Annotated in this window: 15 protein-coding genes; 2 read left to right on the forward strand and 13 right to left on the reverse strand. The window is 69.9% G+C overall.

The window, feature by feature from the left end; genetic code table 11:
* Positions 1–22 precede the first annotated feature (22 nt).
* The 6 genes from ACQPXM_RS03975 to ACQPXM_RS04000 all read right to left on the reverse strand — a co-directional run bounded on the left by ACQPXM_RS03975 (position 23) and on the right by ACQPXM_RS04000 (position 4,897).
* Complete coding sequence (locus ACQPXM_RS03975) at positions 23–850, reverse strand: carbohydrate ABC transporter permease (protein ID WP_432944844.1); 828 nt, start codon at positions 848–850, stop codon at positions 23–25.
* Positions 847–1,788, reverse strand: a complete 942-nt coding sequence (locus ACQPXM_RS03980) for a carbohydrate ABC transporter permease (protein WP_432944846.1) — start codon at positions 1,786–1,788, stop codon at positions 847–849. The genes ACQPXM_RS03975 and ACQPXM_RS03980 overlap by 4 nt, the downstream gene beginning before the upstream one ends.
* Positions 1,789–1,802: 14 nt before the next feature.
* Positions 1,803–3,089 (reverse strand): extracellular solute-binding protein, encoded by a 1,287-nt coding sequence (locus tag ACQPXM_RS03985; protein WP_432944848.1) that lies wholly within the window; start codon positions 3,087–3,089, stop codon positions 1,803–1,805.
* Between the two features lie 105 nt (positions 3,090–3,194).
* A complete protein-coding gene (locus tag ACQPXM_RS03990) occupies positions 3,195–4,202 on the reverse strand; it encodes a LacI family DNA-binding transcriptional regulator (protein WP_432944850.1) in 1,008 nt (335 codons plus the stop codon).
* 258 nt (positions 4,203–4,460) lie between these two features.
* The gene (locus tag ACQPXM_RS03995; RefSeq protein WP_432944852.1) at positions 4,461–4,667 is read right to left on the reverse strand and encodes a hypothetical protein; all 207 of its coding nucleotides are present in this window, start codon (positions 4,665–4,667) and stop codon (positions 4,461–4,463) included.
* Positions 4,664–4,897 (reverse strand): hypothetical protein, encoded by a 234-nt coding sequence (locus ACQPXM_RS04000; protein ID WP_432944854.1) that lies wholly within the window; start codon positions 4,895–4,897, stop codon positions 4,664–4,666. The genes ACQPXM_RS03995 and ACQPXM_RS04000 overlap by 4 nt, the downstream gene beginning before the upstream one ends.
* Positions 4,898–5,089: 192 nt before the next feature.
* On the opposite strand from ACQPXM_RS04000, the gene ACQPXM_RS04005 reads away from it, so the two are divergent.
* Complete coding sequence (locus ACQPXM_RS04005) at positions 5,090–5,524, forward strand: MarR family winged helix-turn-helix transcriptional regulator (RefSeq protein WP_432944856.1); 435 nt, start codon at positions 5,090–5,092, stop codon at positions 5,522–5,524.
* A 105-nt stretch (positions 5,525–5,629) separates the two neighbouring features.
* On the opposite strand, the gene ACQPXM_RS04010 is transcribed toward ACQPXM_RS04005, so the two are convergent.
* On the reverse strand, positions 5,630–6,679 hold the full coding sequence (locus ACQPXM_RS04010; protein WP_432944858.1) for an aldo/keto reductase: 1,050 nt from the start codon (positions 6,677–6,679) through the stop codon (positions 5,630–5,632).
* Positions 6,680–6,767: 88 nt separating this feature from the next.
* On the opposite strand from ACQPXM_RS04010, the gene ACQPXM_RS04015 reads away from it, so the two are divergent.
* Positions 6,768–7,790 (forward strand): aminotransferase class V-fold PLP-dependent enzyme, encoded by a 1,023-nt coding sequence (locus tag ACQPXM_RS04015; protein WP_432944860.1) that lies wholly within the window; start codon positions 6,768–6,770, stop codon positions 7,788–7,790.
* On the opposite strand, the gene ACQPXM_RS04020 is transcribed toward ACQPXM_RS04015, so the two are convergent.
* The 6 genes from ACQPXM_RS04020 to ACQPXM_RS04045 all read right to left on the reverse strand — a co-directional run bounded on the left by ACQPXM_RS04020 (position 7,783) and on the right by ACQPXM_RS04045 (position 14,643).
* Complete coding sequence (locus ACQPXM_RS04020; protein WP_432944862.1) at positions 7,783–8,238, reverse strand: MerR family transcriptional regulator; 456 nt, start codon at positions 8,236–8,238, stop codon at positions 7,783–7,785. The two genes, ACQPXM_RS04015 and ACQPXM_RS04020, sit on opposite strands and share 8 nt — an antisense overlap.
* Before the next feature lie 52 nt (positions 8,239–8,290).
* A complete protein-coding gene (locus ACQPXM_RS04025; protein WP_432944864.1) occupies positions 8,291–9,397 on the reverse strand; it encodes a molybdopterin molybdotransferase MoeA in 1,107 nt (368 codons plus the stop codon).
* 104 nt (positions 9,398–9,501) lie between these two features.
* Positions 9,502–9,723: a formate dehydrogenase subunit delta gene (locus ACQPXM_RS04030; RefSeq protein ID WP_432944867.1), complete on the reverse strand. Its 222-nt coding sequence runs from the start codon at positions 9,721–9,723 to the stop codon at positions 9,502–9,504.
* Positions 9,723–12,533 (reverse strand): formate dehydrogenase subunit alpha, encoded by a 2,811-nt coding sequence (gene fdhF / locus ACQPXM_RS04035; protein ID WP_432944869.1) that lies wholly within the window; start codon positions 12,531–12,533, stop codon positions 9,723–9,725. The genes ACQPXM_RS04030 and fdhF overlap by 1 nt, the downstream gene beginning before the upstream one ends.
* Positions 12,530–14,152 carry a formate dehydrogenase beta subunit gene (locus tag ACQPXM_RS04040; RefSeq protein ID WP_432944871.1) on the reverse strand — a complete coding sequence of 541 codons (1,623 nt, stop codon included), beginning with the start codon at positions 14,150–14,152 and terminating at the stop codon, positions 12,530–12,532. The genes fdhF and ACQPXM_RS04040 overlap by 4 nt, the downstream gene beginning before the upstream one ends.
* Positions 14,149–14,643, reverse strand: a complete 495-nt coding sequence (locus ACQPXM_RS04045; protein ID WP_432944873.1) for an NAD(P)H-dependent oxidoreductase subunit E — start codon at positions 14,641–14,643, stop codon at positions 14,149–14,151. Before ACQPXM_RS04045 ends, ACQPXM_RS04040 begins: the two co-directional genes overlap by 4 nt.
* Positions 14,644–14,707: the final 64 nt, after the last annotated feature.

Below are 14,707 nucleotides of genomic sequence, written 5' to 3' on the forward strand. Positions count from 1 at the left end.
TGATAGACCGGGGATGGGTGGTTCAGCCCTTGATGCCGGCGTCGCCGACACCACGCACGACGTGCCGCTGGAACAGCGCGTAGACGATCAGCAGCGGCAGGCCGCCGAGCAGGGCCGAGGCCATGATCTGGGCGTAGCGCAGGCCGTAGGAGCCCTGCACGTTGGCGAGTCCGACCGGGATCGTCATCATCGACGGGTCGGTGGTCACGATGAAGGGCCACAGGAAGTTGTTCCAGGCCCCGATGAAGGTGAAGATGCCGACGGCCACCAGGATCGGGCGCGACATCGGCACCATCACCGCCCAGACGATCCGCCAGCGGGTCGCGCCGTCCACCCGGGCGGCGTCCTCGTAGTCGCGGGAGATGCCGTCGAAGAACTTCTTCAGCACGAACACCATCACCGGCGCGACCACCTGCGGCAGCACGATGCCCCAATAGGTGTCGACCAGCCGCAGCGCGGTCATCTCCTGGAACAGCGGCACGATCAGCACCTGCGGCGGGACCAGGATGCCGGCGATCAGCAGGCCGAACAGCACCCTCCGGCCCGGGAACGTCGTGCGCGAGAACCCGTACGCCGCCAGCACCGAGACCAGCAGCGTCAACCCGGTCACCAGCACCGCGACGATCGTGCTGTTGAAGAACCAGCGCAGCAGCGAGCCCTGCTCGATCACGCTGCGGTACGCGTCGACGGTGGGATCCGCGGGCAGCCAGGTGATCGGTGTCCGGGTGGTCTCCGGCTCGGGTTTCAGCGACGTGTCGAGGGCCCACAGCAACGGAGCCAGCCAGACGACGGCGAGCAGCGTGGCGCCCACCGCGATCGCGACCTTCGGATAACTGAGCCGGTTCCTCATCGGTCCGCCTCCTTCCGGCCGGCGAAGAGCTTGAACTGGGCCACCGAGACGATCACGACGACCAGGAAGAACAGGTACGAGACCGCCGAGGCGTAGCCGATCCGGTAGCTGGTGAAGCCGCTCTCGTAGATGTACTGGATGATCGGCCGGGTCGCGTGGTTCGGACCGCCCTCGGTCATCAGGTAGATCTGGTCGAAGATCGTCAGCGACGCGACCAGTTGCAGGACGACGATCAGGCCGGTGGTCCGGCTGAGCATCGGCAGCGTGATCCGGAACAGTTGCTGCGGGCCACTGGCGCCGTCGATCGAGGCGGCTTCGTACAGCTGCGCCGGGATGCCCTGCAGCGCGGCCAGGTAGAGCAGGAAGTTGAACCCGACGGTCCACCAGACCGTCGTGATCACCACCGCGAGCATCGCCCGGTTCTCGGTGTTCAGCCAGTCGATCTCGGCGAACCCGCCGGAGGTCAGCAGCCCGTTCACCAGGCCGAAGCCGGGCTGGTAGATCCACACCCAGATCAGCGTCACGACGGTGGCCGGCAGTACGAACGGCGCGAAGTACGCGAATCTGAGAAACCAGCCGAAGACCCCGCGCCGGTTGGCCAGCAGTGCCATCACGAGCGCCGTCAGGACCAGCGGCGGCGTACTCATCGCGGTGAAGACCAGCGTGTTCCTCAGCGAGTCCCAGACCGCGGGGTCGCCGAACAACTCGCGCCAGTTGGCCAGGCCGAGGAACTCCTGCTTCACCCCGGCCAGACTCGTGTTGAAGAAGGAGTTCCACAGCCCGGCCAGGGTCGGCCAGAGCAGGAAGAAACCGAAGAACAGCCCGAACGGCGCGACGAAGAACAGGCCACCCCAGCGCTCGGTCCAGGGTGGACCGGAGCGCGGCGGGGACGGCGTGGTGTCCGGCGTACGGGGGCGGGCGGGTGTCTGCACGGCCATCGGGTCAGCTCCTGTCAGACCGGGGACGGGGTGTCGAGCAGCTTCCGGGTGGCGGCCTTGAACTGGTCGAGCGCCTGCCGTGGCGTCGATGCGCCCGAGTACACCCCCGAGAACGCGGCCCCCGCTTCGTTCTGCAGTTGCGCGCCCGAGCCGCTGAACCACGCGTCCGGGTCGTACAGCACGTCCGGCGCGACCGAGCGGTACTCCGCCTGCGGCTTCAGCGCGAGGTACTCCTGGCTCGCGACCACCGGCTGGTACGCCGGGATGTGGCCGCCGGCGGCCCAGTCCGCGCTGTTCTTCAGCATCCAGGCGATGTACTCGACCGTGGCCGCGGTGTCCTCGTCGCGCCGGTTCGCCTGGTGCGGCATCACGAACGTGTGCGCGTCGCCGGCGAACTTCGCTACGTCGTACACGACCGGGAACGGTGCCATGCTGAACGGCATCTTCGCCGCCTGGTACGTCGTGACCTCCCACTCGCCGTTGAAGCTCAGCCCGGCGTCGCCGTTGCTGAACTGCGCGACGAGGGCGGCGTAGTCGGCCGACTTCGGGGTCAAACCGTCGGCGGCCAGTTTCGCCATCAGCTGCAGGGCTTCCAGCGCCTTCGCGTCGTCCAGCACCAACGCGCCGGACTCGTCGAGGAACTGGCCTTCGAGCTGGCCGTAGAGCGTCCACCACAGCCGCCACGGGTTGGTCGTCTCGACCGACGCGGCGAACTTGCCGGTGACGTCCTTGACCGCCTTCAGCATCTCTAGGAAGGCGTCGACGCCCTTGACCGGCTTGATCCGGCCGTCGGGGCCGAGCAGTCCGGCCTTCTCGCAGATCTCGGTGTTGTAGTAGAGCACGAACGGATGCTGGTCCAGCGGTACGGCGTACAGCTGACCGTCCACCAGACAGCGCTGCCACGTCTCGGGCAGGAAGTCCTGCTCGGTGATCCCGGCCTTGGTCAGCAGGTCGAGCGGGATCGGGTCGAGCATCGTGGTCGGGCTGAAGCCGCGCAGCCGGGACAGGTGCAAGGTGGCGACCTCGGGGGCGCGACCGCCCGCGGCGGACATCGCGAGCTTGGTGTAGAACGGCGGGCCCCACGCCAAGGTGTGCGCCTCGAACGCGATGTCCTTGTGCTCGGCAACGAACTTGTCGTGGATCTGCAGCAGCCGGGCGCCGTCGCCGCCGCCGAACAGGTTCCACTCGCGGACCCGGGCGCCGGAACCGCCGATCGAGCCGCAGCCGGTGAGTGCGGTCGCGCCCGCGAGGCCCAGAGCACCGGCCAGCAGCGTTCGGCGCGTTGGTCTGTGAACGGTCATGGTCGTCTCCCCTGGGGGCGGTGGAGCACGCTTTTACATCGGTGAACTACATCGGTGTAGAAGGATGATGCCCGTGGTCCCCGGAGGCGTCAAGACTTCGCGCGGTCAGTGTCCGGAGGTGGACTCGCGCACGTGCAGCGCGTACGGCGCGACCACTTCGCGATGGTCGGTGTCGTCGCCGTTCATCCGGCCGACCAGGATGTCGACCGCGGTGGCGGCGATCTGGCGGCGGCCCGGGTCGACCGTGGTCAGGCTCGGGATGCTGTAGCTGGCCTCGTCGACGTCGTCGAAGCCGGCGACGGCCACGTCGTCAGGAACCCGGACGCCGTGCTGGATCAGCACGCGCAGTGCCCCAAGGGCGAGCGTGTCGTTGAGGGCGAGCACCGCGTCGAACTTCTCGCCGGAGGCGATCAGCGCTTCCATCGCCTCGGCGCCGGTCCGGCGCTGCCAGGGGTCGGCGGGTATCGCGAGCCGGTCGATCGGCTCGAGGCCGGCGTCGGCCAGCGCGGACGCGAAGGCGCCGTACCGGATCGCGGCGGTGCCGACCCGCTCGCCCGGATGGGTGCCGAGCACGGCGATCCGGCGGCGGCCGAGGGTGAGCAGATGTTCGGTCACGGCCCGGGTGCCGGCGACGTTGTCGATCATCACGTGGTCGGCCGGGCCGTGGAACATCCGTTCGCCGAGCAGCACCATCGGCGTCGCGGTGCGCAGGTGCTCGATGTCGTCGGGCCCCAGGGCCAGCGGGCTGAACAGCAGGCCGTCGACGAGGTGACCGCGCGGCCGGTGCAGAGTGGTGAGCTCGCGGTCGCGGAGAGCGTTGGTCTGCTCGATCACCACGGTCAGGCCGTGCGTCTCCGCGGCAGTGATCACGGCGTCGGCGAGCTCGGCGAAGTACGGCTGGCTGAGTTCGGGCACGGCCAGGCCGATGATGCCGGTGCGGCCGGACTTGAGGTTCCGGGCGGAGATGTTCATTTGGTAGCCGAGGGCCTCGATCGAGGCGAGCACGCGGGAACGGGTCTCTTCGCGGATGAACGGATACCCGTTCATCACGTTGGACACCGTCTTCGGCGACACCCCGGCGTGCTGCGCCACGTCCCGCATGGTCACTGCCATGAGCTGCCCCCTCCGTGTCATCGACGTTCCTCGGACACGGTAGTCGACGCCCTGGACGGGAGCCGCGCAGCGACTCGTGGGCCGGTAGCTGGGTGCGTCACAACCGCGGCGGCTCGTGCGCGGCAACTGGTATATCGCGACCGCGGTGAGTCGTGCGCGGCGCCTGGGAGCACCACACCCCGGCGCCGGCCGCGGGGGTAGGCCTCCGGCATTCCCACGCCGAGCGCCGGCTCCGGCGGCTCCCGGCTCGCCGGCTGCTCAGGTCGGCTGGTGGTCCGGCGGCTCGGGTGGGTGTGGCCGGCGGGGCGGGTTGGGCTGAGGACCTGCGGACGGTCCGCCCGGGTGGTCCCGGCCGTCGAGGCGGCCGTCGGTGACGTCGACGCCTTCTTCCTCGAGGATCTCCTCGGCCTCCACCTGGTCGGCCGGACGGCCGGGCTCGGGCAGTCCTGGCCGGTCGAAGCTCATCGTTCGTCCTCCGTCTCGCGGCGACGCGCCACGCCGTACGGCGGGCGGTTCAGCGGCGTCAGCTTGACGCCGGACCGGCGGGCCTGGTCGACGATCGCGTCTTCCGGGCGGCCCAGGCGCAGGCCGATCACGCACGGCGGGATGTTGTCCGCAGCGAGCTCCTCGAGCTCGGCCAGTTCCTGCGTCGTCCAGGGTTCACCGGCGTTCCGGATCGACTGCGGCAATGCCATCTGTCTCACTTCTTCGCTGGTCGGGGATCTCCCTGTCCCGGTGCCCGCGGGCGCGGCGGATAAAAGTGTTCCGGTGAAGAAACACGCTCCGTAAGTCGGTACCACCCCTGTACTGGTTGAACTTCGAACGGCTTACCGGCGCGAATTAGTGGGGATCAACCAACGATTGGTCCGCCCCTACAATGGCGTGTCATGGAGACGCTGCTGGGGATGACCACGTTCGTGCTGCACAAAGTGGGTGTGGCCGGGCGGCGGGAGATCGCCGAGCGTCTGGCGATCCGTCCGGGCATCACCGTATGGCAGTTCGCTGCCCTCGCCGAGCTGGCCGACCACGGCCCGATGGCCCAGAACACCCTCGCGGGCGGCCTGGGCCTCGACCCGAGCGACACGGTCCGGCTGATGGACGAGCTGCTGGAGGACGGCCTGGTCTCCCGCGAGCGCGACCCGGACGACCGTCGCCGCTACCGCATCGCCCTGACCTCGCTGGGCCGGCGGACCTTCACCACCGCTCGCGGTGTGGTGACCAAGGTGGAGAACTCGACCCTCGCCCCGCTCACCCCGAACGAACGGGTCCAGCTGCTCAAACTGGCCGGCAAGGTCCACGCCGGGCTCAACTCCACGAAGTAGGACGGCGGTCGAGGCCACTCCACCAGGTAGGACGATGGGTGCGTTCGACGCCACCACTCCCCACGGTGTCACCGCGCTGATGCTTCGCCGGACGTTCTTCGGTGTTCAGCGTGCGGCGCGGTCCGCGAGCGGACGCCGCCGGCGACTCGGATCCACGATCGAGATCGGCTTCCAGGCGCCGTCCGGCGGATAGAGGTCCGTGCCCGGCGGGACGATCTCGTCGATCCGGTCGAGCACCTCGTCGTCCAGCGTCAGGTCGGCGGCCTTGAGCGTGCTCTCCAGGTGCTCCATCGTGCGCGGCCCGGTGATGACGGAGGTGACGGCGGGGTGCGAGACGACGAAGGCCAGCGCAAGCTCGGGCAGCGTCCGGCCCAGCCCGTCGGCCACCTCGATCAACTGCTCGAGCGCGTCGAACTTCGCCGCGTTGCCAGGGATGGTGGGATCGAACCGGAACGGCGTGAGCGCCGCCCGGCCGGCGGTCAGATCGACGGGCTGACCCTTCCGGATCTTGCCCGACAAGAAGCCCGACGCCAGCGGGCTCCAGGTCAGCACGCCCATGTTCAGCCGCTGCGCCGTCGGCAGCAACGACCGTTCGATCCCGCGCGCGATCAGCGAGTACGGCGGCTGCTCGGTCCGGAACTTGCCGAAGCCCCGCCGTTCGGCCACGTGATAGGCCTCGACGATGTCCTCGGCCGGGAACGTCGAGCACCCGAACGCGCGGATCTTGCCGGCCCGGACCAGGTCGGTGAGCACCGACAGCGTCTCCTCGACGTCGGTGCGGTGGTCCGGCCGGTGCACCTGGTAGAGATCGATCCAGTCGGTGCCGAGCCGGCGCAGGCTGCTGTCCACCTCGGTGGTGATCCAGCGCCGCGAGTTGCCGCCGCGGTTCGGGCCCTCGCCCATCGGGAAGTGCACCTTCGTGGCCAGGACGACGTCGTCGCGGCGGCTCTTCAGCGCCTTGCCGACGATCTGTTCCGACTCGCCCGCGGAGTACATGTCCGCGGTGTCGACGAAGTTGATGCCCTGGTCGAGCGCGGCGTGAATGATCCGGGCGCTGTCGTCGTGGTCCGGGTTGCCGACCGCGCCGAACATCATCGTGCCCAGGCAGTGCACGCTGACCTCGATCCCGGTCGCGCCAAGAGTGCGGTAACGCATGCGGCAAACTCCTCAGTCCGTGGTGTGTGCCCGAACCTAGGAGCTAGACCTCGCTCTAGGTCAACCTGCGCAGCGAAGGAGCAAGTCCATGGCGGTCGCCGACTACGCCCACCTCTGGGAACCCCGGCCGGGCTGGCTGAACACCGCGTCGTACGGGCTGCCGCCCCGGCCGGCCTGGGAGGCGCTGCAGGCGGCGCTCGCCGACTGGCACGTCGGCGCGACCAGCTGGGAGCCCTGGGACGCGTCGACGGTCCGGGCGCGGGAGTCGTTCGCGCGGCTGATCGGCGCGCCGGCTGCGGACGTCTTCGTCGGCAGCACGGTCTCGGCCGCGCTCGCGCCGATCGCGGCCGCGCTGCCCGACGGCGCGAAGGTGCTGACCGACTCGGTGGAGTTCACCTCGAACGTGTTCCCGTGGCAGGTGCACGCCGACCGTGGTGTCGAGGTGGTGACCGCGCCGAGCGAGGACTTCGTCGCCGCCATCCGGCCAGGCGTGGACGTGGTCGCCGTCAGCGTCGTGCAGTCGGCGACCGGCACGGTGCTCGACCTCCCGGCGGTCCTTGCCGCCAGTCAGCGGATAGGTGCTTTGGTGGTGCTCGACGCGAGCCAAGCCGTCGGCTGGCTGCCGCTCGACATCACCGGCGTCGACGCTTTGGTTGCCCACAGCTACAAGTGGATGATGTCGCCTCGCGGCGCGACGTTCGGCTACCTCTCACCCGCGCTCCGCGACCGCTGCCGGCCGCTGCACGCCAACTGGTACGCCGGCTCGTCGTACTACGGAACCGCGATGGAACTGCCCGCCGACGCCAGGGCCTTCGACCAGTCGCCGGCCTGGTTCAGCTTCGTCGGGGCCGCGCCGGCGCTGGAGCTGCTGGAGGAGATCGGGGTCGCGGAGATCCACCGGCACAACATCGGGCTGGCCAACGAGTTCCGCGCCGGGCTCGGGCTGCCGCCCGGCGACTCCGCGATCGTCAGTGCCGACGTCCCCGGCGCCGACGAGGCGTTCACGGCGGCCGGCGTACGGGCCGCCGTACGGGACGGGCGGCTGCGGGCGTCGTTCCACGTGTACTCGACGCGGACCGACGTCCAGCTCGCGCTCGACGCGCTCAGCTGACCGCTGACCTCGGATCGGCCGCCTGCTGATCGTCGGACGGGTTGCCGACCGGGACCGTCCAAAGGCAGTCGGCCGTGCCCTGGCTGAGGTGCTGCTCGTAGATCTCGACCTTGTGGGTGATCACGTCGAGGCAGGCGGTGAGCGCGGCCAGCTGCTGCTCGACGTGCTGCTGGTGGCTCTGCAGCAGCGCCAGCCGCTCGGACTCGTTGCCGGGACCTTGCCGGACCAGATCGGTGTAGCGGCGGATCGTGTCCAGCGGCATCCCGGACGAGCGGAACCGGATGCACATCTCCAGCCAGTCGACGTCGTCCTCGCTGTAGACCCGACGGCCGTTCGACTCCCGCCGGACCGGCTCGGCGAGGATGCCTTCACGCTCGTAGAACCGCAGGGCGTGCACGCTCAACCCGGTCCGCTCCGACACCTGCCCGATGCTCAGCCCGTCGTTCATCTGGCCAGCGTAACCGCGGCCGGGGAGCCCGAGAGGGTGAATTTCAGCGCCGTCAGAAGGTCCAGAGGGCCGCGCCGGAGTCGAGGGGGAGGAGGCGGGCGGCGATCGCGGTGGTCGGGCCGGGCTCGATGATCGCCAGCGCGTCGGCGGCGGCCACGCCGCGCAGCATCGCGGACCCGGCGTGGCCGACCGGTACGACGCCGTCGGGGGTGATGCGGATCGGGACCAGCCGGGTGCTGGTCGGGTGTCCGGCCAGGCCGCCGGGGATGGGCGCCACGGGCAGCCGGGGGAGGGGGAGACCGCGCAGTCGGTGCAGGACCGCGACGCCCAGGGTGAGGAAGGCGGTCAGTGCGGCGAGCGGATTGCCGGGGAGGCCGATCACCAGTCGTCCGTCGTCGAGGCGGGCGAGCGCTTGCGGATGCCCTGGTCGGCACGCGACTCCGTCGATCACCAACACGGCACCCAGCGCGGACAACGCCGCCCGCAGGTGATCAGCCGGCCCGGCCGCGGAGGACCCCGAGACCAGGATCAGTTCGGCCTCGCATCCCGCCAACGCGTCGAGCAACAGCTGCCGGGAATCAGCCAAGTGAGTCACTCCGGAACAGGTCGCGCCCGACCGCTCGATCAACCCCGGCAGCATCGGTCCGATCGCATCCCGTACGCGGCCAGGTCCCGATGCCCCACGGGGCACCAACTCATCACCGGTGACGAAGGCGGCGACCCGCGGCTTGGGAATCACCGTCAAACGATCAAGCCCTACGGCCGCGGCAAGCCCGAGGACCGAGGGCTCGATGCGAACACCGGCCGGCAGCAACACCTCGCCCGCGGCACACTCCTCACCCGCCCGCCGAATGTGCCGCCCGCCCGCTCGGAGGGCATGGCCGTGGGCCACGTGCACGTTGTCGTACTCGGCGTGTGCTTCCTCGTCGGGGAGCACCTCCGTCGTCCCCGCAGGGACGGTGGCGCCGGTGACTACCGTGCAGGCCTGGCCGTCAGCCAGTTCCAGCACTTGAGCGGAGCCTGCGAGGACGACCCCTACTAGTTGCCATGGGCCCGCACCGGACACCGCGTAGCCGTCCATCGCGGAGCGGTCCACCGGGGGCACCGCGGTCGGCGCGACCAGCGGTGTGGCCAGCGTCGTGCCCGCAGCAGCCGACAAGGGGAGGGAGCGGGGTCGAAGCGGAACCGCGGTTGCGTGGGCCAGGTCGCGGGCCAGATCCCAGGCGAGGGGCGTCGCGGCGTGCCAAGAGCGGAGGGCGGGCACTACGTGGCCTTCAGATGCTGCGCGGCGAGGGCGGCAAGGGGGTCCAGGTCCTCACCGCCGGCCTCGACGTGGGCAACCAGTGCGGTCTTCATGCGCGGATCCCACACCGCGCGGATGTGGTTGACGATCGCGAGTGCCGCGACCTCGGCCGGTTTGTGCGCGAACTGCCGGGCGATCTCGTTGGCCAGCCGGACGTGCGGCGGCAGCGTGGTCGCGCTCATCAGTGGCCCACCGCAACGATCTCGTGAGCAGCGGCAGACGGCTCGACGACCAGGTCGACCTGGACGGCGGTCACCTTGTACTCCGGGCAGTTCGTGGCCCAGTCGGAGTTGTCCGTGGTGATCACGTTCGCTCCCGTCACCGGGTGGTGGAAAGTGGTGTAGCAGACCCCGACCGGCATCCGGTCCGACAACCTCGCGCGCAAGGTCGTCCGCCCGACCCGACTCGCCAGCGCCACCGTCGAACCGTCGACGATGCCGCGGACCTCCGCGTCGTGCGGATGCAGCTCCAGGATGTCCTCCGGATGCCAGGCCACGTTCGCCGTACGCCGGGTCTGCGCGCCCACGTTGTACTGCGACAGGATCCGCCCGGTGGTCAGGATCAGCGGGTACTTGCGCGTCGACCGCTCGGTCGTCGGCACGTACACCGTCTCCATGAACCGGCCCTTGCCGCGGGTGAACTCGGCCGAGTGCATGATCGGCGTACCGTCGGGGTTGTCCAGGTTGCACGGCCACTGGATCGAGCCGGCCTCGTCGAGCCGTGCGAACGACACTCCCATGAACGTCGGCGTGGTGAGCGCGATCTCGTCCATGATCCGGCTGGACGACGCGTAGTGCATCGGGTAACCCATCGCCTGGGAGAGCTCACAGATGATCTCCCATTCCTGCTTGCCGGTGCGCGGCGCCATCACCGGCCGGACTCGGTTGATCCGCCGTTCGGCGTTGGTGAACGTGCCGTCCTTCTCCAAGAACGATGTCCCCGGCAACAACACGTGCGCGAACTTCGCGGTCTCGTTGACGAACAGGTCCTGGACGACGAGCAGCTCGAGCGCGCCCAGCGCGGCGAACACGTGCGCGGTGTTCGGATCGGACTGCGCGATGTCCTCGCCCTGCACGAACAACGCCCGGAACGACCCGTCGATCGCGGCGTCGAACATGTTCGGGATCCGCAGTCCCGGTTCGTTCAGCAGCGGCGTACCCCACAGCTGCTCGTAGACCTCGCGAGCGCCGTCGTCGGAGACATGCCGGTAGCCGGGCAGCTCGTGCGGGAACGAGCCCATGTCGCAGGAGCCCTGCACGTTGTTCTGGCCACGCAGCGGGTTCACCCCGACACCGGACCGCCCGATGTTGCCGGTCGCCATCGCCAGGTTGGCCATCGCCATCACGGTCGTCGAACCCTGGCTGTGCTCGGTGACGCCGAGACCGTAGTAGATCGCGCCGTTGCCGCCGGTCGCGTACAACCGGGCCGCGGCACGGATCTCCTCAGCCGGTACGCCGGTGATGTCCTCGACCGCTTCCGGGCTGTGCTCCGGCTGCGCGATGAACGTCTCCCACTCGCCGAAGCCTTCGCACCGGGACTCGACGAACGCCCGGTCCACCAGCCCTTCGGTCACCACCACGTGCCCGATCGCGTTGACCACGGCAACGTTCGTGCCGGGCGCCAGCGCCAGGTGGTGGGCCGCCTCGATGTGCGGCGACCGGACCAGATCGGTCCGGCGCGGGTCGATCACGATCAGCTGGGCACCTTGGCGGATCCGCTTCTTCATCCGGGAGCCGAACACCGGGTGCGCGTCGGTCGGGTTGGCACCGATCACCAGGATCACGTCGGCGTCGTCGACCGACTTGAAGTCCTGGGTGCCGGCCGATTCGCCGAAGGTCTGCTTCAGTCCGTACCCGGTCGGTGAATGGCAGACCCGCGCACAGGTGTCGACGTTGTTGTTGCCGAAGACCGCGCGGACCATTTTCTGGACCAGGTAGACCTCTTCGTTCGTGGTCCGCGACGAGGTGATCGCGCCGATCGAGCCCGGCCCGTGCGTCGCCTGGATCTCGCGCAGCCGGCGCGCGGTGAAGCCGATCGCCTCGTCCCACGACACGGTCCGCCACTCGTCCTCGATCGAGTCGCGCACCATCGGCGCCAGCACCCGGTCGGGGTGGTCGGCGTACCCGAAGGCGAACCGGCCCTTGACGCAGGAGTGGCCCTCGTTCGCCCCGCCGTTCTTGTACGGGACCATCCGGACCAGTTCGTCGCCGCGCAGCTCGGCTTTGAACGAGCAGCCGACGCCGCAGTACGCGCAGGTGGTGATCACCGAGCGGGTCGGCATGCCGAGCTCGATCACCGACTTCTCCTGCAAGGTCGCGGTCGGGCAGGCCTGGACGCACGCGCCGCAGGAGACACAGTCGGACTCCATGAACGACACCCCGGCGCCGGCCGCGACCTTGGAGTCGAAGCCGCGACCCTCGATGGTCAGCGCGAGCGTGCCCTGCACCTCGTCACACGCCCGGACGCAGCGCGAGCAGGCGATGCACTTGGACGCCTCGAAGTCGAAGTACGGGTTGGAGGTGTCGGTAGGCAGGTCCAGGTGGTTCGCGCCGGCGCCGACCCCCGAGCCGTACCGGACTTCGCGCAGCCCGGTGACGCCGGCCATGTCCTGCAGTTCGCAGTCGCCGTTCGCCGAGCAGGTCAGGCAGTCCAGCGGGTGGTCGGAGATGTAGAGCTCCATCACGCCGCGGCGCAGTTTGCCGAGCTTCTCGTTCTGAGTGCGGACGACCATGCCCGGCCCGACCGGTGTGGTGCAGGAGGCCGGCGTGCCGCGGGCGCCGTCGATCTCGACCACGCAGAGCCGGCAGGAGCCGAAGGCTTCCAGGTTGTCGGTGGCGCACAGCTTCGGGATGTCGACGCCGGCCTGCTTCGCCGCGCGCATCACCGACGTCCCCGGTGGCACGGTGACGGCGATCCCGTCGATGGTCAACTCGACCGTCGCCTCGCCGGGGCGGGCCGGCGTACCGAAGTCCGGTTCCTTGAGCAGGGTCATGCGTGGAAGTCCTCTCCGAAGTGGCGGACAGCGCTGCGGACCGGCAGCGGCGTGAGGCCGCCCATCGCGCACAGGGAGCCGTCGGTCATCAGGTCGCACAGGTCGTCGAGCAGGACGAGGTTCTTGCGCCGGTCGTCGCCGGCCACGATCCGGTCGATGGTCTCCACGCCGCGGACCGCGCCGACCCGGCACGGCGTGCACTTGCCGCACGACTCCTCGGCACAGAACTCGAACGCGAACCGGGCCATCGCGGCCATGTCGACGGTGTCGTCGAACACCACGATCCCACCGTGACCGACCATCGCGCCGGCGGCCGCGAACGCCTCGTAATCCATCGGCAGGTCGAACTGGTCGACCGGCAGGTAGGCCCCCAGCGGACCACCCACCTGGACGGCGCGCACCGGCCGTCCCGAGGCGCTGCCGCCGCCGAGGCCGTTGACCAGCTCGCCGAGCGTGATGCCGAACGCGGTCTCGACGACCCCGCCGCGGGCCACGTTGCCACCGAGCTGGAACACGCTGGTACCGAGCGACCGCCCCACCCCGTACGCCGCGTACGCCGCCGCGCCGTGCGCCAGGATGGTCGGGATCGTTGCCAGCGACAACACATTGTTCACCACCGTCGGCTGGCCGAAAAGCCCTTCCAGTGCTGGGATCGGGGGCTTCGCGCGGACCATCCCGCGTTTGCCTTCGAGGCTCTCCAGCATGCTGGTCTCTTCGCCGCAGATGTAGGCACCCGCCCCGACCCGGACGTGCAGGTCGAAGGTCAGCCCGGAGCCGAGGATGTCCCGGCCGAGCCAGCCGTGCTCGCGGGCGGTGCCGATCGCGGCGTTCAGCGCCTCGACGGCGTCGGGGTACTCCGAGCGCAGGTAGACGTAGCCCTCGGTCGCGCCGACGGCGTACGCGGCGATCGTCATGCCCTCGATCAGCACGAACGGATCGCCTTCGATCAGCATCCGGTCGGCGAACGTGCCGGAGTCGCCCTCGTCGGCGTTGCAGCAGACGAATTTGAGGCCGGACTCGGCACCGAGCACCGTGCGCCACTTGATCCCGGTCGGGAAGCCGGCGCCCCCACGACCGCGGAGGCCGGACTCGACCACTTCCTCGACGACCTCGGCCGGCTTCATCGTCAACGCGCGCCGCAGTCCCTGGAAGCCTTCGTGCTCGGTGAAGTCGTGCACCGACCGCGGATCCACAACGCCGACGCGCGCGAAGGTCAGCCGCTGCTGCTTGCGCATCCACGGCAGTTCCTCGGTCAGACCGAGGTAGGCGGGCTCGGTGCGTGCGCTGCCGCTCAGCATCCCGGCGGCCACGAGTCCGTCCACGTCCTCGGGCGCGACCGAGCCGTAGCCGACGCGGCCCGCGGGAGTCTCGACCTCGACGAGCGGCTCGAGCCAGAGCATGCCGCGGGAACCGGTACGCACCAGGTCGAGCTCGACACCGGCCGTGCGGGCTGCGGCGGTGATCCGCTCGGCCACCTCGTCGGCGCCGACAGACTTGGCCGCCATGTCCTGCGGCACGAAAACTCTGGCGCGGTGGGACCCGGCTGTCGCGCCGGCCCTCGCGCCAGGTTCACCAGCAGCGAGCGGCGCCGGCGAGCGGTCGTTGGTGCCCGGCGTCATCGCGCCTCCCCGAGGATCGCGTCGAGACGGGCCGGCGTGACGCGGCCGTGGATCCTGTCACCCACCTGGACGGCGGGACCGAGGGCGCAGTTGCCGAGGCAGAACACCTCGTCGACGGTCAGCCGGCCGTCGTACGTCGTCTCGCCGAAGCCCAGCCCCGTGGTTCGCCGGGCGTGATCGGCGAGCTCGACACCGCCGACGGAGCGGCAGGCCTCGGCCTGGCAGATCCGCACGGTGGTCCGCCCGCCCGGCTCGCGCCGGAAGTCGCGGTAGAAGGTGACCACGCCGTGCACCTCGGCGACCGACAAGTTGAGCACATCGGCGATCACCGGTACGTCGGTCTGACTGATCCAGCCGAACTCCGCCTGCACGGCATGCAGGATCGGCATCAACGCACCTCGCAGTTCGCGAAGCTCGGTGGCGATCGCGCGGACGCGGTGCGGACGCCCGGCGCCGGGCACTGGGGTGGAGTCCGTGGCTGGCATCGTCATGCCTCAACGGTCGCGGCCCGATCACCGACGGTCAAAGCGTTCCTGCCTATGTGGCGATAGGCAA

Origin of the sequence: Kribbella sp. CA-253562 (assembly GCF_050942265.1) — a bacterium.
Classification (GTDB): Bacteria; Actinomycetota; Actinomycetes; order Propionibacteriales; family Kribbellaceae; genus Kribbella.